Raw genomic sequence first — 22,550 nt, 5'->3', positions numbered from 1 at the left:
GGAGATTGAAATGAGTGTCTTGACAACGATCATCGGTGTAGATAGCCATGCCAATGTTCATGAAAGCACGGCTAAATTTTTCTTGATTTCAAGCAGTGCGGATGAGCCAAACTATGCAGGTCTTGATCTAGGGAAGATCAATGAGCGCGGTGATGGTAATAGCACACTGCTTAGTACGCCAACAGACTTTCGTGATACGCGCGGACTGCTCGTTACAGCGGATAATACCATCAAAGAGATCGAATCTGTACTTGATGAGGCATTGATTAACCTGTTCGTAGTGTATGTGGCGGACTTTAAGGATGGAAGAGTTTTCAGCCTGGTGCGTCAGCTTCGACAGCTAAGAGAACATGCTGAGATCATCATCGCAGGCGAGTTCGGGCTTGATCAGGCGTCATATTTTTATAAGTCAGGTGCGAATGCTTTTGCGGTGCGACCAGAGCTTGTAACCACCCTAAAAACCACACTACACGACCTAAAAACCGCGCATGCAGGCACGGCTTCTGATGCGCTGCCAATGTTCCGTTAATTAATAATCCAAACTTCAATAAAGACAGGCGCGCTGATGATGATCGGCGTGCTTGAGAGGATTTTTGTTTCTAAAATTACAATAATTCAATGATCAATGTGGAAATGTCATGAATACACTGCCTTTGTTTTTTAATTTAAGCCATCAAAGAGTTCTTATCATAGGTGGCGGTGAAGTTGCCCAAAGAAAAGCCAGTCTTTTGCATAAAGCAGGGGCGAGTCTTGTGGTACTGTCGAAGCGCTTTAATGAGGGGTTTTTGAAATTCCTACAGGATAATAATCATGCCATCATACATAAGCCTTATGAGAGCAGTGATTTGGATGGAATTGGTAAGCCTGCCTTTATCATCTGCGCCACTGATGATCATGCGCTGAATGTGCAGGTGCATGCAGATGCTAAGGTGCGCGGCATCGCCATCAATGTGGTGGATATGCCGGATTTGTGCGATTTTATTTTTCCAGCTATCGTGGATAGAGATCCCATCGTCATCGGCGTGTCTAGTAATGGTAAGGCACCCGTCTTGGCAAGACTAATCCGTGCTAAGATAGAAAGTCAGATACCATCTAGTATCGGTAGAATCGCCAAGCTTGCTGGGGATTTTCGTCAGGCGGTTAAGGATAAACTACCAACAGTCACCGAGCGTCGTCATTTCTGGGAGGGGGTGTTTAACAGAGTCTTAGCGGATAAGATTGTCGGTCATCTGGCTGATGAATTGGATGATTTTGTCAAAAATAACGACAAAGCGGGTGAGGTGTACATTGTGGGTGCAGGTGCGGGCGATCCTGATCTTTTGACCTTTAAGGCGCTACGACTCATGCAACAGGCGGATGTGGTGCTGTATGATGCATTGGTGTCTGATGAGATTTTGGATCTATGTCGCCGTGACAGTGATAAGATATTCGTCGGTAAGAAGCGCGCTGACCACGCCAAAACTCAAGATCAAATCAATGAGCTAATCGTAGAATACGCCAAGCAAGGCAAGCGAGTGCTGCGCCTAAAGGGTGGCGATCCTTTTGTTTTTGGTCGTGGAGGCGAAGAGATGATCGCTTGTCAAGAAGCGGGTGTGCCGTATCAGGTGGTGAGTGGCATCACGGCAGCGTTGGCGGTGGGCAGCTATGCAGGCATCCCGCTCACGCATCGAGGGGTGGCGACGTCGGTAAGATTCTTGACGGGGTGCTATCAGACCAGTGAGTCCTTTGATGGTCTAAAAAGCGCCTATCAAAGTGATGAAACCTTGGTGTTCTATATGGGTCTGCATGCGCTGGGTAAGATTGTAGATAGTCTGCTCGTCTCAGGGCTGTCGGCTGATACGCCCGTTGCCATCGTCTCAAATGCAAGCCTACCAACACAGCAAGTTCTGACGGGGAAGCTGGATGACATTATCATCAAAAATGAGCAGGCAGGACTGTCAGCGCCAGCCATCGTTATCGTGGGCAATGTAGTGAAATTATATAGACCATGATTATTTGGAACTGATTAATACAAAGCTGCCAAAGTGGAGGCGGTTTTTTTATTGGATGGGCGATGATTGAGATGATTTTTTGTGTGGATTGGGGTAAAATACGACTTTTGATAATAACTGTATTGGATCAATAATTAATCATGACAACACTAAAAGAACCAGTCACACCGGAGGCGGTGATTAAGGCTGCAGAAGGGGTAAAACTAGCCACCAAAAACACCAAAGAAGTTGCCAAGGAAGTTACCACTGCAACGGTTGAGGGACTGGAGGGTACCACCAATCACGCCCTTGAATTCTTGGGTGTGCCCATTGATATACATACATTGATTCATGATGGGGTTGAGCTTGGCATTAATATCTTGTTGGCGCTACTTATCTTCTTTGTGGGTAAATGGGTGGGTAAACGAGTGCTGACGGTGATTAACCGCATGCTGGAGCGTAGCCGACTTGATCAGACGGTGGTGAATTTTCTTAATAACCTTCTGTATGGACTGATGATCGTTGCGGTGCTATTGGCGGCACTGAATAAGCTTGGTATTAATACCAACTCGTTCGTCGCGGTGCTGGGTGCGGCAGCGGTAGCGATTGGTATGTCCTTAAAGGATCAGTTGTCAAACCTAGCAGCGGGTGTGATGATTGTTATTTTTCGACCTTTTGGACGCGGAGATTATGTAGAGGTAGGAGGTCAGACGGGTACGGTGATCGACATCACTCTGGTTAATACACGCATCAGAACGCCTGCCAATCATGAGATCATCATCCCAAATGGCGACATCATGACGAATTCAAGCACTAACTACACCTCATTGCCGAAGCGCCGTGTTGATGTGTTGGTGGGTATTGGCTATCACAGCGATATCCAAAAGGCGCGCGAGGCGATGCTGTCGGTGGCGTCGTGCCATGATAAAATTTTAAAGCATCCGGCGCCAAATGTGCGCGTGACGGCACTTTCTGAAAGCTCGGTTGATTTAACCTTATATGTATGGACAGAGAATGATGATTGGTTTGATGTGCAGTGCGATTTGCTTGAGAAAGTGAAATATGCCTTTGATGAATCCGGTGTGGACATTCCATTTCCGAACCGTACGGTTCATATTCAAGGCGTTGAAGGGCTGTCTAAGCTATTACAAGAACAAAAAAGTGCAGCATCAAATAGCTGATTTATATAGAATTAACAAAAAGCCCTAAATTTAAATTAGGGCTTTTTTATGATGAACCTTAAAAGATTCTGTTTAATCCATTCAAGGCTGCCACACGGTAGGCTTCAGCCATGGTAGGATAGTTAAATGTCGTAGTAACGAAATACTCCAAGGTATGCCCGCATTTCATCACAGCTTGACCGATGTGGATGATCTCAGATGCATGGTTACCGTAGCAGTGAATGCCTAGGATTTCAAGGGTTTCACGGTGGAATAGAATCTTCAATACGCCAGAGCGTTCACCGATGATTTGAGCGCGAGCCAGATGTTTAAAGAAGGCTTGACCCACTTCATAAGGAATCTGATCACGAGTTAGGTCTTCTTCGGTGGCGCCGATGCTTGAGATTTCAGGGATGGTGTAGATCCCTGTTGGCACACTTGTGATGAATTCTGCGTGCTTGTCACCCACCATAAAGCCCGCAGCATTCCTACCTTGATCGTAGGCGGCTGATGCTAGTGATGGCCAACCAATCACATCACCGACGGCATAGATGTGCGGTGCGGCAGTACGATAAGTCTTGTCAACTTCAAGCTGACCACGACTGTTGGCGGTTAAACCGACCGCTTCAAGGTTTAGACTGTCGGTATTACCCGAGCGGCCATTACACCAAAGAATGGCGTCAGATTTAATTTTTTTACCACTTTTTAGGTGTAGAACAACACAATCATCATGCGTCTCTAGATGGTCGATTTCTTCGTTGTTACGAATGCGTACACCGAACTGACGGAAGTCGTGGGATAGCGCGTCGGAGATCTCATCGTCCAGATAGCTAAGTAGCTGATCTTTATTGTTAATCAGATCAACAACATAGCCTAGACCGGTAAAGATGGATGCGTATTCACAGCCGATTACGCCGGCGCCATAAATGATGATTTTGCGCGCGACATAATCCATTTGTAGGATTTTATCAGAATCGAACACGCGCGGATGACCGAAGTCTAGAAAATCAGGACGATAAGGGCGAGAACCAACTGCAATCACTGCTTGGTTGAAGGTTAAGGTTTTTTTGGTACCTTCTTCTGTGGGTTCTTCAATTTGCAAGGTGTGTTTATCTAGAAAGCTGCCCCAGCCGTGAATGACTTCAATGCGGTTGCGCTCGTAGAACAGTCGGTGAGTGTTCACTTGACTTAGGATGACACGGCGCGCCTTGCTGAGCACTTTATTTAGTGGAATCTGAAAGTTATCCGTAAATGAGCTAAAAATCGGATCACGGCGCATGCCAATGATGTTAAACACCGACTGACGCAAGGCCTTACTTGGGATGGTGCCGACGTGAGCACAGTTACCACCAACTTGATCACGCGGGTCAATCACGGCAACTTTCATGCCTGACTTGGCAAGTTTCATCGCAGCAGCTTCACCGGCAGGGCCTGCACCTAGTACGATAGCGTCATACTCATAGCCGTGTTTTTTTCTTGATTTGGTGTTATTTTCGCTGTTTAATTCAATGCGCTGACCATCTAGCGGGCTGATGAGATTTTGATGGATTGGATCGTGATCAACATCAGGCACAGGGGTTAAGATTGGCATTTCGTTATTCTCAGTGGTTTTCATACTGCTTTGTTCTGTATTTGCTATTGGTTTTTTTGACATGGATGATGTCCTATTCCTTTATTTATTGGTAATGGTTAGCGTGAGATTTGTTGGGATAAAATTTCATTCAACTGCCAAGCACCTGTTGGCTTGCCGGTGTTTCATCGATTTCTTCATGTACGCGAATCTTGTAACTGACGCCTTGACGCGGCTCGAATCCGTGAATGTCGTTATAGCCGATGCCAAACACTTCACTTGTCGGTGCGCCTACTTTTTTTTACTCTTAGGCATTGCATTGGCGTGGTGGATTGGCAGGGTGCGCGATTGGGTAGCACATCTAATACCACAGCTTCACCAAGGGCGATGCTAGGAATGTAAAGTGGCTCAGGTGCTGGCGCTGATTTTTGACAGGCGCTCATAAGTAGGGCGCCAGACAATAAGGTTAGTAGATAAAGTGGCTTGATTGATTTTTTCATAAACTATCTTGAATTTTTTATTACTATATTAACCAATACGGCGCGCAAGTCCAGTCATCTGCAGGATGCGCGTGGCGATTTCTTCTACACTCATCTCAGAGACATTAAGATTTGGTATTTTTTGGGCGGTATAGATGGCTTGGATGGCGCGCTGTTCTTCTTGGCACTGGGCAAGGGAGGCATAGCGAGAGCCCGCCTTGCGTTCTTGACGGATACGCACCAGGCGTTCGGTGTCAATGGTTAGACCAAATAGCTTGTGACGGTAGGGCTGCAGCACTTTAGGTAGGTTGCTGCTGTCTAGATCGTCTTCGGTCAAAGGGTAATTAGCGGCGCGAATGCCGAACTGTAAAGCTAGGTAAAGACTTGTTGGCGTCTTGCCTGAGCGTGATAATCCCACCAGGATAATGTCAGCACCATCATAGTGCGTCGTGCGCGCGCCATCATCATTATCTAGGGCGAAGTGAACAGCATCAATACGTGCCTTATAGTCGTCACTATCGACATGGCCGTGTGCAATGCCTGAATGCGGGTCGGGCTTCTCGCCGATCTCATTGGCGATGCGATTAATGAGGCCTTCATAGATGTCTAGGTTGGTAGCTTCGGCGTCATTAATGATGGTGCGAATCTCATCGCTGACGATGGTGTCAAACACTAAAGGCTTGAGTCCTGATAGGCGATTCGCCTCATTGATACGCTTCACTGCTTCTTGGGCAAGTTCAGCGTCATCGACATAGGGAATGATTTTGATGTCAAATTTGACATTGCCAAACTGACTTAGTAGAGAGCGACCCAAAGTCTCGGCAGTGATCGCAGTACCATCTGAGATGAAGAACGCGCTTCGCATGGGTTCGAACTTGGTATTTTGAGGGGTTGTGTCATTATTGGGAGTGTGGACGTACATGTCAGCTCCTTAAGAATATAATTAATAAAATCACACAGCAGTATATCATAAAATACGCTCATCATGCGACTGCTGAATAAATTGTTATCCCATAAATTTAAATCAATTAAACATTCTTAAAATTATATTTTTATTAGATAGTATTATTTTAATAAATATGCTTATTTTTATATTAAATATCATTGAGTATTAAGCAATTTATCGTTATAATTTGACAAATTTTTATGGATTAAAAGGTATTCTTATGGCACAAGTTATCCCCTTTAACAAACTTGGTAAAGATGATGTTGAGATTGTCGGTGGTAAAAATGCGTCTTTGGGCGAGATGATTAGCAATCTTGCCAATGTTGGCGTGTCCGTGCCAAACGGCTTTGCCACGACCGCAGAGGCGTTTAACCGCTTTTTGAACGAAACAGGTTTGCTTGACAAAATCAATGCTGAACTAAAAGGCTTGGACGTTGATGATGTCGAAAAACTTGCCGAAGTGGGGGCAAAAGTGCGTGGTTGGGTCATCGCCCAAGCATTGCCAAAAGACTTAGAAGACGAGATTCGCACGGCATTTGATACGCTTACAGGCGGTCAAGATGTGGCGGTGGCGGTGCGTTCGTCAGCGACTGCCGAGGATTTGCCCGATGCGTCTTTTGCAGGTCAGCAAGAGACATTCCTTAACATTCGTGGCATTGACAACGTGCTGATTGCCATCAAGGAAGTGTTTGCAAGCCTTTATAACGACCGTGCGATTGCCTATCGTGTACACAAAGGCTTTGAACACGCAGGCGTGGCGTTGTCGGCAGGCGTTCAGCGTATGGTACGCTCGGAGACGGGTACGTCTGGCGTGATGTTTACGCTTGACACCGAAAGCGGATTTAATGACGTGGTATTTATCACGGCAAGCTATGGCTTGGGCGAAATGGTGGTGCAAGGGGCGGTAAACCCTGATGAGTTTTATTTATCAAAAAAACTCCTGGCAGCAGATCGCCCTGCGGTGATTCGTCGCAATCTTGGTGCTAAGCAGATTAAAATGGTCTATGGCGATGAAGGCACGACCAAACGCTCAACCAAAATTGTGGACGTAGAAAAAGCCGACCGTCAGCAGTTTGCCCTAAATACCGATGAGCTAACTCGCCTTGCCAAACAAGCCCTTATCATTGAAAAACACTACGGCTGTCCTATGGACATTGAGTGGGCAAAAGACGGCGATACTAATGAGCTTTTCATCGTGCAAGCCCGCCCCGAGACCGTCAAATCTCGCCAAGACAAAACCAGCATGGAGCGTTATGTCATCAATAGCAAGGGGGCAAAAGTGCTATGCGAAGGGCGTTCTATTGGTCAGCGTGTTGGTGCAGGCAAGGTGCGTATCGTAACGAATTTGAACGAGATGAGTAAAGTTCAAGACGGCGATGTGCTGGTGTCTGATATGACCGACCCCGATTGGGAACCTGTGATGAAGCGTGCCAGTGCGATTATCACCAACCGTGGCGGACGTACCTGCCATGCGGCGATTATCGCTCGTGAGCTTGGCGTACCTGCCATTGTCGGTTGTGGTAATGCCACCGAGCTTTTGACGGACGGACAAGCGGTAACGGTATCGTGTGCCGAAGGGGATACAGGCTTTATTTATGAAGGTGTTTTGGATTTTGAGGTGCAAAAAAATTCTGTCTCCAGTATGCCCAAGCTTAGCTTTAAGGTTATGATGAACGTGGGCAACCCCGACCGTGCCTTCGACTTTGCCCAAATCCCGAACGAAGGCGTGGGCTTGGCTCGCTTAGAATTTATCATCAACCGTATGATTGGCGTACATCCAAAAGCCTTGCTTAACGTGGACACCTTGCCCCAAGAGACCCAAGTCCAAGTGTTTGAGCGTATCGCAGGGTACAACTCGCCTGTGGAGTTTTATATCAACAAACTCATCGAAGGCATCTCAACGCTTGCCGTGGCATTTAAAGACAAGCCTGTCATTGTGCGTATGAGCGATTTTAAATCCAACGAATACGCCAACCTAATCGGCGGTAAGCTATACGAACCACACGAAGAAAACCCCATGCTAGGTTTCCGTGGGGCGAGCCGTTATATTTCGGATAATTTCCGTGATTGCTTTGAGCTTGAATGCCGTGCGTTGAAGTACGTCCGTGATGACATGGGGCTAACCAACGTAAAAATCATGATTCCGTTTGTGCGTACCACAGGTGAAGCCCGCCAAGTCATTGAATTACTTGAAAAAAATGGGCTAAAACGTGGCGAGAATTCTCTTGAAATCATCATGATGTGCGAATTGCCAACTAATGCCTTGCTTGCTGATGAATTCTTACAATATTTTGACGGTTTTTCAATCGGTTCAAACGACCTAACTCAGCTTACGCTAGGGCTTGACCGTGATAGTGGCATTGTGTCGCACTTGTTTGATGAGCGAGACCCTGCGGTCAAAAAACTGCTTAGCATGGCGATTGATGCTTGTCGTAAGGAGGGTAAGTATGTGGGCATCTGTGGTCAAGGACCTTCAGATCACCCAGACCTTGCCAAATGGCTCATGGAGCAGGGCATCAGCTCAGTATCACTAAATCCAGATACAGTGCTGGATACTTGGTTGTTTTTAGGGCAGAATAAATAGTTCAGGCTTTACTAACTTCCTGCAAATCCTATTTTCTACTAACTCAATAGGATTTGCAGGATTTTTTATGCAATAACTAATCAATTTGACGATAAAAATTAAAAAACTGGAATTTGTCATTAATCATGATGTCAAAATTCTTATTGCTTTTTTATTTTATAAGGGACTTTGTTAAAAATTGGGCTTGGGTAAGCAGAATTTTAATTTGATCTCATCTGATGAATGATGATCTCTCATTAGTATTGATTGGACTTTCTAGTAACAGCATCTCATTTGTTTTAAACAAGAGTTTTTTATGATTAAAGAAATTTTTTTTGCTAACCCAAATGTAAAGCGGTATGCTTTTTTTATGCTCTTTTTTCAGATGGGTATGGCAATATCACTGGCTTCTATGCCAATTTATTTTAAAAATGAAAACGCCATCTCCGCCTACGGAATGGCATATTCGGTTATGGCGGTAACAGGGGCGTTTTCTTTTGTTTATGGAATGTTTGTAGATAAAATTGGTTTTGCCAAAGCCTTGTTATTTGCTTTATTATTATACGCCCTTGCTTTATCTATGCGGGTATTTACGCACCCAGTCATTGCGGTTATGACGGCAATAATCGCAGGTGTTGGTGCATCTACTGCCATTCTCGCCAATCGCTCTTGGGTTCTACAAATTTCTGAAGACAGTACCCAGAATACCACCAAATTAACCGCAATGCGTTCTATGATTGTCAATATTGCTATGTTGGTTGGGACGGGTCTTGTATCGTTGGCGGTGTATGTATTTGGTTCTATTTATTTTTGGTTATTGTTAATGGCAGGCGGTTTTGTTTTTATGTCAAGTGTGTTTGCCTATCAGAATATTAAGTTCGATAAATTGAAAAAGGTAGCAATTAAACCGAAAGAAAAAATATCCATAAAAAATATTTTAACCTTATCTACTATTTTGTTTATTTTATCTAATTTTGTTGTTGGTTTTTATGTTGGTTTATTTAAGCCTTACTTGATTTTGATGTTTGTGGAGTATGGTGTTTCCGAATCTAAGTCGGTATTTATTTATCTGATGACGACCGTTATGTCTATTTTGGTAAATATGCTATTATTGAAATATAATAACAAATTTAAAAATACGCCTTTTATTGGATTTTTTGTTGCAATGATAGGCTATATTTTGTCTTTTTTGCTAATGTCTTTTGGCTTGTATTATGGTTTGGCTCTTTGGGTGCTGGTGTTAGCAACTTTGGCGAGAAGTGCATTTACTGGATTATCTTCATCTTTTGAAGAAGTATTAGAATATGAATTTCTTGATAAAGCAACTTTGGCGATGGCTTTGGGTTTTACCCAAACTGCTTTTTTGGCAGGAGATGCTGCTGGTTCATTGGTTACAAGTTTATGGATTGTACCAAAAAACATAGCAGATTATGCCCAGATTTGTTTATATTGTGCAGTATTGGCAGCTGTTCATATGGTGATTATTTTTTTGTTAAAGTTATTGATAAAAAGATAGTATTGGTGTAAGGCGTGTGATGCACCGTCATGACGGAAGGTCATTTCAACTGTTTTTTTTGGATTGTCATCACCAAATCAATGTGTGATAAAACGGCATCAACGTTGTTTAAATATGTCATGATGGATAGGGGCGCAACACATCATTCAAGTCATATCAGCAATCAATTTAACTTGTTATGTTTCATTAATCCTGTACTCATGACATTAAATGAAAAACTAAGAAAATAAATTAGCATCAGACGAAATTTGTTCATTGAGAAAATTCACATTCAATTATTGTAACTTGCCACATTTTCGTTTAAAATAAAAAAATTTCATCATGATGATAGTAAAATGAAAATTTTTTTAGCTAGAAATAAAGTTCAAGCAGGTCCATACACTCTCGAAGAGGTCAATATCATGCTTTCATCAGGAGCGGTGGTTCTTGATGATTTGATGTGGCATGCAGGAATGAATGGTTGGCAAAAAATTGGCGATGTTACTGGTGGTCGACTAAGTTACCAGCCAAACACCACCAATTTGCAGTCAGCCAATCAGTCAGCCCAGCCATCAAGTCAGCGTGGCTTTGGCGATAATGTTGATTTTAGATCAGAAAAAGATCAGCGAGTTAGCGTTGCTGAACTCTACGGTCGTAAGCCTGTCGAGCCATCGACCATGCTGCCACCTAAGTCTACACCAGCATTTTCTAAGGTGTCATCGACAACTAATGCCAATGAAGTGGTTTATGCTTCGATTGGCAGTCGATTCTTGGCATTGGCGATTAATCTTGTGCTATTCATCATTGCATTTTTGCCATTCTTATCAGCGATGGTTAAGCTAAAACCTGATCAGCAGAAGATGACCACGGGAAGCTTTGAATCACGCATGACATATGCCCAAACCCTCGCTGAGCAGATACCAAGCCAAGTGGCGATGATGACGCTGATGATGGTGGGTGGATTCATATTGATACAGTTGATCTTGATTGTGATGCGCGGTCAATCATTTGGTAAATTAGTCATGGGCATCCGAGCGGTCAGTCAAAGCACAAAAAAAATTCCGCCTTTTACGTCATTAGTGGGTGTGCGCACGCTTCTGCTCGTGGTGATTTATTGGATAGCATCTGCGATGCCATTTAACCTGGCGTTGGTACTGGTGGGTGTGAATTATTTTATGGCGTCGACGAATGATAAAAAGCAGGGCTGGCATGACAGACTTGCCAATACCATTGTGGTTAAGGCGCACCCAAGCCAGCTGGATAAAACTAAAAAATAACAACCGTTCGGACAGGTTGTGATCAATCTGTCTGATTCTATTGAAAATATCCCAATATGCCTATGCACAGCCAAGAACTCACCCCCGACCAATTAACCGCCTTAAACAAAGTACAATTACCCGATGATTGGAAATTTGCCTTAGCGGATATATTATTATCGCCTGTTATGGATAATTTACGTGCTTTTTTGCAAAACGAATACGCCCAAGGCAAAACCATTTATCCGCCAAAATCACAAATTTTCAATGCTCTAAATACCACGCCCTTATCAGCGGTCAAGGTTGTGATACTCGGGCAAGACCCCTATCATGGGGCAGGGCAGGCAATGGGTTTGTCGTTTAGTGTGCCAAGAATCATTCCCAAACCGCCAAGCCTTGCCAATATTTTAAAGGAACTGGCGTCTGATTTGGGCATTGCTGTATCAGCTCATGGCGATTTGACCCATTGGGCAAATCAAGGCGTGCTACTGCTTAACGCCACATTGACGGTAGAAAATGGACAAGCAGGCTCGCACCAAGGCAAAGGCTGGGAAGAATTTACGGACACTGTGATAGACGTTATCAACCGCCAAACCGACCGCACGGTTTTTATTTTGTGGGGCAGTTATGCCAAGAAAAAGGGGCGGTTTATTGACACGTCTCGCCATTTGATTTTAACCGCCAATCATCCATCCCCTTTGTCGGCGAACCGTGGCGGATTTTTTGGTTCTCGTCCGTTTTCGCAGACCAATGATTATCTCATTAGACATGGCAAAGAGGCGATTGATTGGGCGTTGCCACAGTAATCATTGGATTTGGTACCAGTGGTCGGACTCGAACCGACACATCTAGGCTGTTGAAAACTGTGGGAAATTCTAAAAACGATTCGTGCGTAAAATTTGTTTAATGTGTTTAAAGTGCTATCAAAATTTTTATCAAAATAACAAAGCTAAACCAACAAATTTTAGCTCCTTAACATTTTGGTCGCCTACCGATGTCTCCATGATGAACCATGCCCTAGCTCTTGCCAGACGTGGGGCGGAGCGTGGCGAGATACCTGTGGGGGCGGTGGTGGTGCATGACGGACAGATTTTGGGCGAAGGTTTTAATTGCCCGATTAGCACGCACGACCCCACGCACCATGCCGAGATTGTCGCCTTGCGTCAGGCGTGTGAGCGGGTGCAAAATTACCGCTTGCCGATTGGCAGTACGCTGTATGTTACGTTAGAGCCGTGTACCATGTGTTTTGGTTCGCTTATTCATGCCCGTGTCAGCCGTGTGGTGTTTGGGGCGTATGAACCAAAGGCAGGGGCGGTGACAAGCCAGCTAACCCTCGCCAAAGAGTCGTTTTATAATCATGTCATCAATATTCAAGGCGGACTGTTGGCAAATGAAAGTTCAATGATGCTGAGCCAATTTTTTAAACAAAGACGAGCCGATAAGAAAAAGGCGAAAATTGAAAGCCGGTTAAGTGACGGGCATTGATTTTTAATTCTATTTTTTATGAAATTTTAATTTATGAAAAACATAAAATTTTATAAATAATTTATTCGCCTAAGATGTGTTTTTTAATCATAAATTTACTATGATATTTTAAAAACCATTATTGGACTTCCTGCAAAACTGGTTTTCCGTTCGCCCTGAGCCTGTCGAAAGGTGGCGGAAAATCGTTAGGTTTCCCAAGCTCATCACGAACGGTTTCCTTTAATTTGGGGTTTTACAGAAAGTTTATTTAACAAAAATTTATTTATAATTATGTTTTTATAGGGTCGAATTACATTCGCTCTATGATAAAACGCAATTATCACCCAATTTTAATTTATTTTATAAAAAGAGAACCTCATGACAACCCCAAAATCCATTATCCCAAAAATCATCACCATTGACGGTCCTTCGGGTGCAGGTAAAGGCACGGTAGCATACCGCCTTGCCGAGCATTTTGGTTTTGAACTATTAGATAGCGGTGCGTTGTATCGCATTGTTGGGCTAATGGCATTTAAAAACGGCTTGCTTGACGGTACCGACATTGACGAGCAAGAAGTTGCCAAATTAACTAAGTCTTTAAACCTATCTTTTCGCCCCAATACCGCCACAAAAACGGTGGAAATCCTAGTGGATAACACCCCCCTAACGGACGACATTCGCAACGAAATCGTGGGCGGATATGCGTCCCGTGTCGCTGTGTTGCCAAGCGTGCGGACGGCGTTATTTGATTTACAAAAAAACATGGCAAAGGGCAGAGCAGGACTTGTGGCGGACGGGCGAGACATGGGGACGGTGATTTTCCCCGATGCTCCCGTTAAGGTATTTTTGACCGCAAGTGCCAAGGCTCGTGCCGACAGACGGGTGCTACAATTACAAACGGCAGGCAAAGTGGCGGATTATGAAGCGATTTTGGTGGACATCATCGAGCGAGACGAGCGAGATGAAAACCGTGCTGTCGCCCCAAGTCGCCCCGCTGTGGATGCCCTTGTCATTGACAGCTCCGACAAATCAGCAGATGTGGTGTTTGATGAGATTTTGGCATTTACACAGGGTAAGCTGTGATAACACTTGCCTCACTTAGCAGCACACGTCAAAATGAGCTGTCTTATGAGTCAGGCGATGAGCAAATTTAGTTTACTGCCTTGCCAAAAGACTGGCTTGATGATGAGCGTGCGGATGCTTATAGGATAGTGATTTTGGATGATGATTTGCATCAGGTGGTGGGGTTTTTTGTGGTGGATATTGGACAGCAAAAATACCGCTACACCGAAATTCCCATGCCATCCTACTTCGCTCTATGTCCAGAAATCCTGCTTTTCAAGGTAAGGGCTACGCTAAAAGAGCCTTAGAGTTAATCGTTTAAAAAATTTCTGCCAAAGCCGCACTGCCCTTTGTGATGAGATTTTGCTTGGAGTAAATCGCGCCAATGTCTCCGCCCAAAGACTTTATGAAAAGATAGGTTTTATAAGACTGGCACGAACCGTTATGGGGCAAAAAGGCGAGCAGTGGGTGTATTGTCTTAAAATAAATCGCTATCTATTTTAATAATTATCTGATATAATTGTCGGGTTTATCATATTTTTGTGTTGCTATTTGAGTCAAAACCAGCATCTCTCAATGGCGCACATCACTTGAACCGTACTGTGCTGGACAGGCTACGGCTAATTTTAAGGTATTACTAATGAGTTTATCATTTGCTGAACTGTTTGAACAAAGCAACGCCAACGAAATCAAAGTTGAAATCGGTGCCGTTATTTCTGGTACTGTTGTTGCCATCGACAACGAGCGTATCACTGTTGATACTGGCCTAAAATCAGAAGGCTTCATCGCGCGTTCAGAGTTCCTGAACGAAGCTGGCGAGCTTGAAGTTGCTATCGGCGACAAAGTAGACGTAGTTGTTGAGAAAGTTGACAACGGCATGGGCGAAACTGTTCTTTCTCGTGAAAAAGCAAAACGTGAAGAAAGCTGGCGTGCGCTTGAACAGCTTCATGAAAATGACGAAATCGTTACTGGTCTTATCTCTTCTAAAGTTAAAGGCGGCTTTACTGTTGAGATCGGTTCTGTACGTGCTTTCCTACCTGGTTCACTGGTTGACGTTCGCCCAGTACGCGAAACCACTCACCTAGAAGGCAAAGAGCTAGAATTTAAAGTTATCAAGATCGACAAGCAACGCAATAACATCGTTGTATCTCGCCGTGCGGTAATGGAAGCTGAGAACAGTGCTGAGCGTGACGAACTACTTGCTAAGCTAGAAGAAGGCATGGAAGTTAATGGTATCGTTAAGAACCTAACTGACTACGGTGCATTCGTTGATCTAGGTGGCATCGATGGTCTACTACACATCACTGACATGGCTTGGAAGCGTATCAAGCACCCATCAGAAGCGGTAGAAGTTGGTCAAGACCTTAAAGTTAAAGTGTTGAAATTCGACCGTGAGCGTAACCGTGTTAGCCTAGGTCTTAAGCAGCTTGGTTCTGATCCATGGGGCGAAGTTGAGAAGACTTACCCAGTGGGTACCATTACTAAGGCTCGCGTAACCAACCTAACAGATTATGGTTGCTTCGCTGAAATCGCAGAAGGCATCGAAGGTTTGGTACACGTTTCTGAGATGGATCACACCAACAAGAACATCCACCCATCTAAAGTTGTTCAAGTGGGCGATGAAGTTGATGTAATGGTTCTTGAAATTGATGGCGAGCGTCGTCGTATCAGCTTGGGCATCAAGCAAACCATGCCAAACCCATGGGCAGAGTTTGACAAAAACCACGCTAAAGGCGACAAAATCTCTGGTACCATCAAGTCAATCACTGACTTCGGTCTATTCATTGGTCTAGAAGGTGGCATCGATGGTCTGGTTCACCTATCTGACATCTCTTGGACTGAGTCTGGCGAAGAAGCGATCCGCAACTACTCTAAAGGCGACACTGTAGAAGCTGTTGTTCTACAAGTTGATGCAGAAGCCAACCGTATCAGCCTAGGTATCAAGCAACTTAACTCTGACCCATTCAACGAATACCTACTGGCAAATGACCGTGGCGCTATCGTAAAAGGTTCAGTAAAAGAAGTTGACGCTAAAGGTGCTGTTATCACACTGGCTGACGAAGTAGAAGGCTACCTAGCTGCTGCTGACATCGCTCGCGAGCGTACTGAAGATGCTTCTAAAGTACTAAATGTTGGTGACGAAGTTGAAGCTAAGATCGTTCGTGTTGACCGTAAATCTCGTGGCATCACACTATCTGTGAAAGCCAAAGACGAGGCTGATGAGCGTCAAGCGATCAAAGAGCTGTCAAATACAGCTGCAGAGAACCAACCTAAAACTCTAGGTGATATCTTTGCTGATCAGCTAAAAGGCTAATCAAAGCAAACAAAAAAGAGCGGCTTAGGCTGCTCTTTTTTATTATATTGAACATATATTTACTGATTTACTACATTGCAAAATTAACAAGCATGTTAAAATAGTAAAGATTTGCAAAGTGATGAAAATTAACAAAAAATTCATTCACATTTTGCCATTTTTCCGTTATCATTGTAACTTGAACAAAATCTTACCAAAGATTGCATTTTTGTTAATATGAGCTGATTCGTCCTTATGGTATGATGGCGAATTGATAGGCGGGATATATGCAGCAAGCACAAAAAGTCATTAATAAATCTGATCTTATTACTAATTTGGCATCGGCATGTGACGGTATCGAAGAGACGGTCGTTGATGAGGCGGTGCGTGAGATTATTGGTTTAATGGTAGGCAGTTTGTCGCATGATGGCAGGGTGGAAGTTCGAGGTTTTGGTAGTTTTTGTTTGCACCATCGCGATGCACGCCATGCCAGAAATCCAAGAACAGGTGAGAAGGTGGCAGTAAAAGCCAAAGCTGTGCCATACTTTAAACCTGGCAAAGCGCTAAAAGAAGCAGTAAATGCCATTAATGACTAATTTATCCTTGATGACTGATAAATGAGAGTATAAACATGCATATTATTTTGATCGTATTATTAGTGGCGGTATGCGCCTATGCCATTGGTTTGGTGCTGATGAACAACAGTGAAGTGGCAGTGAACCTGATGTTCTCGAGCGTGCCTACCATGAATTTGGGCTTGCTGCTTGTGGTGACGATTGTTCTTGGTGTCATCCTAGGGATGCTACTTGCGCTGTTGGTATTCCGCGTCTTCCAGAACAAATGGGAAATCAGCCGTCTAAAAAAAGAGCTGAAACTAACCCAGTCTCAGCTAACAGAAGCAAACATCAAGCTGGCTCAGCAATCTGAGGTTCGTCCTGCCGAAAGGGTGATCGTTGAGAATGCAGCGCCGGTAAATGCAACTAACGACCCACACCTATAATCATGAGCAAGTTAAACACCCCTGTAATCGTTGCGGTGGACAAGCATGATTTGAATGGCGCACTTGCGTTGGCAGATGCTTTAGATCCGTCGCTTTGCCGCCTTAAAGTTGGTAAGGAGCTCTTCACCATCTGCGGTCCTCAGGTTGTTCAAGAATTCCATCGACGTGGCTTTGATGTATTTTTGGATTTGAAGTTTCATGACATTCCAAATACCACAGCACAGGCTGTATTGTCTGCTGCTGATATGGGTGTATGGATGGTGAATGTCCATGCATCGGCAGGGTCCAAAGCGATGGCATTGGCCAAATCGCGTCTGTCCACTGGTGGTTATAATACGCTATTGATCGCGGTAACGGTATTAACCTCGATGGCGGACAGCGATCTATTGGAGCTTGGTATTAGCGGCAATGCTCAAGAGCACGTACTTAGACTTGCTGCATTAACTAAAAATGCTGGTCTTGATGGTGTTGTATGCTCTGCACAAGAAGCAAGCGCATTAAAATCAGCGTTTGGCAGTGATTTTAAGCTTGTTACACCAGGCATTCGTTTGGCGACAGACGGTAGCGATGATCAGCAGCGTATCTGCACCCCAAAAGACGCACTGGCTAATGGTTCGGATTATCTGGTTATTGGACGCTCCATCACCAATGCTGATAATCCCAATAATAAGCTTCGCTTAATCTTAAATGACCTATAAAATTAAAAAGCAATCTTTGAAAGATTGCTTTTTATTTAACTATTAAAATTAGAGATATGGATTGCTTATTCCTAATCCTTGTAGGATTTCGATTTCAAAACCTTCCATCTCATCGGCATCAGCATCACTGATCTCATGATCGAATCCAAGCAAATGCAAGATGCCATGCACCAATAAATGATGCAGATGATCTTCAAACTGCTTGTCTTGTTCATCTGCCTCACGCACAAGTACCTCATGGCAGATGATGAGCTCGCCTAATGGTATGTCATCCATCAGAGCAAGTACATCGCTGGGCAGCTCACTTGGATAGGATAAGATGTTTGTGGCATAGTCTTTGCCGCGTGCATCTAAGTTAAGCTGTCGTCCTTCGGTGGTATTAGTGAGATAGATGTCCAAGGTTTTGTTTTTATGCCAATAATCTTCGACGTTGTCAAAATAGGAAAATTCTAAGCCGTTTTTTAGTTTATCGGTCATGACATTGATGGCATGATGAGCAACTTTGGTTAGAGCCGCTTCGTCATAGACAGTACCATCAATGTCAGGATGATGATCGATGTATAGACTAATCGTCATGCGATTCTGCCTTATCTAAGCTTGCTTTTGCTAATTCCTCAGCCAGACGGGCGGCTTTTCGTTTGGCGGTTATTTTTTCTTGTTCATCATCGAACGCGTCATAGGCTTGGACGATCTTTTGAACCAGATGGTGGCGCACCACATCCTTGCTATCAAATCGCGTGATGTGAATCTCGTCGATTTTTGATAATATTTGCAGGGCTTGGGACAGTCCTGATTTGTGACCGCGAGGTAAATCCACCTGTGTCATGTCGCCCGTGATGACCGCGCGTGAGCCAAAGCCAAGACGCGTCAAGAACATTTTCATCTGCTCTGGCGTAGTGTTCTGGGCTTCATCAAGAATGACAAAGCTGTTATTTAGCGTGCGTCCACGCATGTAGGCAAGTGGTGCGACCTCAATAACTTGACGCTCTAGCAGCTTACCCACTTTCTCAAAGCCAAGCATCTCGTACAAGGCATCGTATAGAGGACGTAAATAGGGGTCAATCTTTTGGGTTAGGTCGCCTGGTAGGAAGCCCAATTTTTCACCTGCTTCAACCGCGGGGCGTACAAGCAAGATGCGTTCAATCTCGCCGCGCTCTAGCATATCAACGGCGCAGGCAACCGCAAGATAGGTCTTACCTGTACCAGCAGGACCCACGCCAAAAGACACGTCAGAGATTAGGATTTTTTTGACGTATTCTTGTTGATTGTAACCGCGCGGTGTGATTTTGCCTTTGCGTGTTCTTAGGCTAATGTCGGCATAAGTGTTGCTAGTCTTATTGGCTGAGGTGGCTTGAGTATTTTGAATGATGTCGCTATCATTGCTGCGGGCAAGGCTTGATTGGATGATGAGGTGCAACTCCTCGCTAGGGATGTCATCATCGGCGATTTCTGAGAGTTTATTTAGGATGAATTCGCCTCGTTCAACAGCGTCTAAATCGCCTGTTAGTATAAAGTTATTTTGGCGCTGAGTGATTTGAATTTCTAGGCGTTCTTGTAGGTATTTGATGTGTTTATTATATTCACCTGCTAAGTTGCGCAGGGCGTGGCTGTCAAGTTCTAAAACAAGAGTGCGAGTGATGCTCAAGAAGTTATCCTTATATGGTTGAATGAATCACGCGTTCATAATAAGGATAAATGCAAAGATTTTCAAGAGATTTTAGCAATAAAAAAGCCTTCTCGATATGAAAAGGCTTTTAAGTTGCTATTTCTAGCAAAATATGGCTCCCCAACCTGGGCTCGAACCAGGGACACACGGATTAACAGTCCGATGCTCTACCAACTGAGCTATTGGGGAATATTAAGCAAGTCGCTTAAGATGGTGCGTATTATAGCAAGTATTTTTCGCGTGTCAATCATTTTTTAAAAAAAATTTTTAAAATTTCAAAAAAACTGTAAAAAAAGACCAAAAACAACACAACCAAGAAATTTAGGCAACAAAAAACCAAAGTGCCGCTGTAGAGGGGTTACCATGAACCGTGAAGTTCAAGGCGGGATTCATCACTATTTATTATGGCTTCCTGAAACATCTAAAAGATGCAGGCCTGCTCAACAAAATAGTAGAAATGAGTCCCTAAGATAAGATTATCGGCTCAGGAATACGCTCTACTGGCGAACACTTCAGTATGTTTATTATAACAAAATTTCGTCAGTTATCAAGGTAATACTTTGTCTTTGCAGTGATAAATATTTGATTTTTAATATTTTTATAAAATCTAGCAAGCAAAGGATAACAAAATCCCTACCAGCTTTTACATTGGTAGGGATGGCTTAAGAATTTTATCAATGTATTAACCAAACGCAGGCGTACGTCTAGGAATGGCATCTAAGAATTCAGCGCGTGCTGTATTATTGGTGGTGAGTTCGCCAAGCATGCTCATGGTTCTGGTGGTGGATTGTTGTTTGCCCACGCCGCGCATCATCATACACATGTGGCTGGCATCCATCACGACAGCAACGCCGCGGCAGCCGGTCAGCTCTTCGATGGCGGTGGCGATTTGCTTGGTGAGGTTTTCTTGGATTTGTAGACGGCGCGCGTACATATCAACGATGCGCGCTACTTTGGATAGACCCAAAACCTTACCTTCTGGCAGATAGCCCACGTGTGCCACACCATAAAAAGGCAGAAGGTGATGTTCGCACAGTGAATAAAACTCAATGTTCTGCACCAGTACCAGCTCGGGGTTATCCGAGGGAAAAATCGCATCGTTCGCCACGACTTCAAGCGACTGATGGTAGCCGCGCGTCAGATAGCCAAACGCCTTTGCGGCACGCATTGGGGTGTCAAGCAGTCCTTCGCGGCTTAGGTCTTCGCCGCAGCCTTCAATGATGCTGGCGTAATGGCTTGCAATTTTATCATAATCGGGGGTGAAATTAGAGTTATCAGAATTCGACATGGCAATAAGCTATAAAAAGGTAAAATATAAACGGTATAGCTTAACTTAAAATCAAATTTTATCAAGTAAAAATCGCAAAAATTGCCCAAAAAATCACAAAATCATGATGAATTTTGCATCACGCATCTTAAAAGTGCTTCGGGGTGGATTTTGATTGGTTTGGTTCTAATGTTTGAATATTTGTAAAAGTTTTGGCAAGGCAGTTAAAATTTGGTATATTGTTGGAAATTTTTAAATATCTCATGGTGTGTGCGTTATGTCAAAGATTAAGGTAGGTATTGTTGGTGGTACAGGTTACACAGGTGTGGAGCTGATTCGCCTGATGGTGAATCATCCGCAAGCTCAGATAATCATGCTAACATCTCGCTCGGAAGCGGGCAAGAAAGCCAGTGATATTTTCCCCAGTCTTCGTGGTCTGTCAGATGTGGTGTTTAGTGATGCTGATGATGAGAAATTAACCGAATGTGATGTGGTGTTCTTTGCCACGCCGCATGGGGTTGCCATGAAGTCAGCGCCGTATCTTACCGAAAAGGGCGTTAAGGTGATCGACTTGGCGGCGGATTTTCGTCTGCAGGATTTGGATGCTTTTAGTAAATGGTACGGCATGGCGCATGAATGCCCTGATGTCCTTAAACAGTCTGCATACGGTCTGCCTGAGGTGAATCGCGATGTCATCAAAGACGCCAAAGTCGTGGGTAACCCTGGCTGTTATCCGACGACAGCGATCTTGGGCTTGTCCGCCATCATCGATGAGCAAAACCGCCAAAACACTCAGCTTATCGGCGATCACATCATCATTGATGCCAAATCAGGTATCTCAGGTGCAGGCCGCAGCGCGAAGATGGAGATGATTTTTAGTGAGACGGCGGATAACTTTAGCGCGTACGGCGTGGCAGGGCATCGCCACCTGCCGGAGATTGAGCAGGGTGTGCATGCGCTCTTGGGTTCCAATTTTAAACACAAAATCCGCTTTGTCCCGCATCTGGTGCCGATGATTCGAGGCATGTTCAGCACGATTCATCTGACCTTGACTGAGGCAGGTGGTGCGGTCGATTGGCAGAGTGTGTTTGAGCGTCGATTCCAAGATGAGTATTTTGTGGATGTTCTTTCTAAGGGGCAGCTGCCGCAGACGCGTCAGACCCGCGCTTCAAATTTCCTTAGAATGGCTGTCCACCAAGATGGCGAGACATTAACGATACTCGTGGTGCAGGATAATTTGGTGAAAGGCGCGGCAGGGCAAGCGGTGCAGAACATGAATATCATGTTCGGCCTAGATGAGAAGGTCGGGCTGGACATCGTGCCTGTAGTGCCTTAATTGGCAGGTGGCTGGGTAGTGTTTTTGTAAATGGTGCTTGTGGCAGGCGAACGGCTGTGCTAAAGTGCTTATATGATTAACAATTAACCAAATGGAGAAAATCATGAGTGTTGAAACCTTAACTTTGAAAGTATATGGCATGACCTGCGGGGGCTGTGAGACGAGCGTTATTAATGCGGTGAGTGAACTGGCGGGCGTGCAGGATGTTGAAGTGAATCGCCCACTTGAACAAGCCGTGATCACTTATGATGATGAGGTGCTTGATAAGATTCAGATCATCGATGCTGTTGAGAGTGCGGGATTTAGTACGACTTAATTCTTTGCT

General features: G+C 44.3%; 22 protein-coding genes, 1 tRNA gene and 1 other RNA gene. 16 read left to right on the top strand and 8 right to left on the bottom strand.

Annotated features, from left to right (window positions below; genetic code table 11):
* The first annotated feature begins 10 nt into the window (after positions 1–10).
* The 3 genes from MBO_RS02660 (at position 11) to MBO_RS02650 (ending at position 3,151) form a co-directional block, all read left to right on the top strand.
* The gene (locus tag MBO_RS02660; protein WP_052585252.1) at positions 11–529 is read left to right on the top strand and encodes a DUF934 domain-containing protein; all 519 of its coding nucleotides are present in this window, start codon (positions 11–13) and stop codon (positions 527–529) included.
* Positions 530–638: 109 nt separating this feature from the next.
* The gene (gene cysG, locus MBO_RS02655) at positions 639–1,991 is read left to right on the top strand and encodes a siroheme synthase CysG (protein WP_036362986.1); all 1,353 of its coding nucleotides are present in this window, start codon (positions 639–641) and stop codon (positions 1,989–1,991) included.
* A 140-nt stretch (positions 1,992–2,131) separates the two neighbouring features.
* Positions 2,132–3,151 (top strand): mechanosensitive ion channel family protein, encoded by a 1,020-nt coding sequence (locus MBO_RS02650; RefSeq protein WP_080702154.1) that lies wholly within the window; start codon positions 2,132–2,134, stop codon positions 3,149–3,151.
* Positions 3,152–3,209: 58 nt separating this feature from the next.
* Here the strand turns inward: MBO_RS02650 and sthA are convergent, their stop codons facing one another.
* The 3 genes from sthA to ppsR all read right to left on the bottom strand — a co-directional run bounded on the left by sthA (position 3,210) and on the right by ppsR (position 6,101).
* Positions 3,210–4,721, bottom strand: coding sequence for a Si-specific NAD(P)(+) transhydrogenase (gene sthA, locus MBO_RS02645; RefSeq protein ID WP_197971982.1), 1,512 nt, complete (start codon positions 4,719–4,721; stop codon positions 3,210–3,212).
* A gap of 254 nt (positions 4,722–4,975) precedes the next feature.
* The gene (locus tag MBO_RS02640; protein ID WP_036362983.1) at positions 4,976–5,200 is read right to left on the bottom strand and encodes a hypothetical protein; all 225 of its coding nucleotides are present in this window, start codon (positions 5,198–5,200) and stop codon (positions 4,976–4,978) included.
* Positions 5,201–5,228: 28 nt separating this feature from the next.
* Positions 5,229–6,101: a posphoenolpyruvate synthetase regulatory kinase/phosphorylase PpsR gene (gene ppsR, locus MBO_RS02635; protein ID WP_052585251.1), complete on the bottom strand. Its 873-nt coding sequence runs from the start codon at positions 6,099–6,101 to the stop codon at positions 5,229–5,231.
* Between the two features lie 244 nt (positions 6,102–6,345).
* Between ppsR and ppsA the strand changes: the two genes are divergently transcribed.
* The 11 genes from ppsA (at position 6,346) to pyrF (ending at position 17,956) form a co-directional block, all read left to right on the top strand.
* The gene (gene ppsA, locus MBO_RS02630; protein ID WP_036362980.1) at positions 6,346–8,709 is read left to right on the top strand and encodes a phosphoenolpyruvate synthase; all 2,364 of its coding nucleotides are present in this window, start codon (positions 6,346–6,348) and stop codon (positions 8,707–8,709) included.
* A 295-nt stretch (positions 8,710–9,004) separates the two neighbouring features.
* Positions 9,005–10,204 carry an MFS transporter gene (locus MBO_RS02625; RefSeq protein WP_036362977.1) on the top strand — a complete coding sequence of 400 codons (1,200 nt, stop codon included), beginning with the start codon at positions 9,005–9,007 and terminating at the stop codon, positions 10,202–10,204.
* Between the two features lie 335 nt (positions 10,205–10,539).
* A complete protein-coding gene (locus MBO_RS02620; protein WP_036362971.1) occupies positions 10,540–11,460 on the top strand; it encodes an RDD family protein in 921 nt (306 codons plus the stop codon).
* Between the two features lie 62 nt (positions 11,461–11,522).
* Positions 11,523–12,245 (top strand): uracil-DNA glycosylase, encoded by a 723-nt coding sequence (gene ung / locus MBO_RS02615; protein ID WP_036362968.1) that lies wholly within the window; start codon positions 11,523–11,525, stop codon positions 12,243–12,245.
* Positions 12,246–12,441: 196 nt separating this feature from the next.
* Positions 12,442–12,924 carry a tRNA adenosine(34) deaminase TadA gene (gene tadA, locus MBO_RS02610; protein WP_226997744.1) on the top strand — a complete coding sequence of 161 codons (483 nt, stop codon included), beginning with the start codon at positions 12,442–12,444 and terminating at the stop codon, positions 12,922–12,924.
* 357 nt (positions 12,925–13,281) lie between these two features.
* Positions 13,282–13,986 carry a (d)CMP kinase gene (gene cmk, locus MBO_RS02605; RefSeq protein WP_036362965.1) on the top strand — a complete coding sequence of 235 codons (705 nt, stop codon included), beginning with the start codon at positions 13,282–13,284 and terminating at the stop codon, positions 13,984–13,986.
* A gap of 80 nt (positions 13,987–14,066) precedes the next feature.
* Positions 14,067–14,273, top strand: coding sequence for a hypothetical protein (locus MBO_RS02600; protein WP_036362962.1), 207 nt, complete (start codon positions 14,067–14,069; stop codon positions 14,271–14,273).
* A 332-nt stretch (positions 14,274–14,605) separates the two neighbouring features.
* Complete coding sequence (rpsA, locus tag MBO_RS02595; RefSeq protein ID WP_036362958.1) at positions 14,606–16,279, top strand: 30S ribosomal protein S1; 1,674 nt, start codon at positions 14,606–14,608, stop codon at positions 16,277–16,279.
* A 266-nt stretch (positions 16,280–16,545) separates the two neighbouring features.
* Complete coding sequence (locus MBO_RS02590; protein WP_080702153.1) at positions 16,546–16,854, top strand: HU family DNA-binding protein; 309 nt, start codon at positions 16,546–16,548, stop codon at positions 16,852–16,854.
* 35 nt (positions 16,855–16,889) lie between these two features.
* Positions 16,890–17,258 carry a LapA family protein gene (locus MBO_RS02585; protein WP_036362955.1) on the top strand — a complete coding sequence of 123 codons (369 nt, stop codon included), beginning with the start codon at positions 16,890–16,892 and terminating at the stop codon, positions 17,256–17,258.
* Positions 17,258–17,956, top strand: a complete 699-nt coding sequence (gene pyrF, locus MBO_RS02580) for an orotidine-5'-phosphate decarboxylase (protein WP_036362952.1) — start codon at positions 17,258–17,260, stop codon at positions 17,954–17,956. The genes MBO_RS02585 and pyrF overlap by 1 nt, the downstream gene beginning before the upstream one ends.
* A 48-nt stretch (positions 17,957–18,004) precedes the next feature.
* Here the strand turns inward: pyrF and ybeY are convergent, their stop codons facing one another.
* From ybeY to folE, 5 genes are all read right to left on the bottom strand, one after another.
* A complete protein-coding gene (gene ybeY, locus MBO_RS02575) occupies positions 18,005–18,532 on the bottom strand; it encodes an rRNA maturation RNase YbeY (RefSeq protein WP_036362949.1) in 528 nt (175 codons plus the stop codon).
* A complete protein-coding gene (locus MBO_RS02570) occupies positions 18,522–19,601 on the bottom strand; it encodes a PhoH family protein (protein ID WP_036362946.1) in 1,080 nt (359 codons plus the stop codon). Before MBO_RS02570 ends, ybeY begins: the two co-directional genes overlap by 11 nt.
* Before the next feature lie 134 nt (positions 19,602–19,735).
* A tRNA-Asn gene (locus MBO_RS02565) sits at positions 19,736–19,811 on the bottom strand.
* A 140-nt stretch (positions 19,812–19,951) separates the two neighbouring features.
* Positions 19,952–20,144: non-coding RNA, 6S RNA (ssrS, locus tag MBO_RS02560), on the bottom strand.
* Positions 20,145–20,304: 160 nt separating this feature from the next.
* Positions 20,305–20,910, bottom strand: a complete 606-nt coding sequence (gene folE / locus MBO_RS02555; protein ID WP_036362943.1) for a GTP cyclohydrolase I FolE — start codon at positions 20,908–20,910, stop codon at positions 20,305–20,307.
* 256 nt (positions 20,911–21,166) lie between these two features.
* Between folE and argC the strand changes: the two genes are divergently transcribed.
* Positions 21,167–22,225, top strand: coding sequence for an N-acetyl-gamma-glutamyl-phosphate reductase (gene argC, locus MBO_RS02550; RefSeq protein WP_036362940.1), 1,059 nt, complete (start codon positions 21,167–21,169; stop codon positions 22,223–22,225).
* 103 nt (positions 22,226–22,328) lie between these two features.
* The gene (locus MBO_RS02545) at positions 22,329–22,541 is read left to right on the top strand and encodes a heavy-metal-associated domain-containing protein (RefSeq protein ID WP_036362939.1); all 213 of its coding nucleotides are present in this window, start codon (positions 22,329–22,331) and stop codon (positions 22,539–22,541) included.
* The last annotated feature ends 9 nt before the right edge of the window (positions 22,542–22,550 follow it).

The sequence above is a fragment of the Moraxella bovoculi 237 genome, from assembly GCF_000696305.2.
GTDB lineage: Bacteria > Pseudomonadota > Gammaproteobacteria > Pseudomonadales > Moraxellaceae > Moraxella > Moraxella bovoculi.
This window is presented reverse-complemented; position numbering and strand designations above follow the sequence as displayed.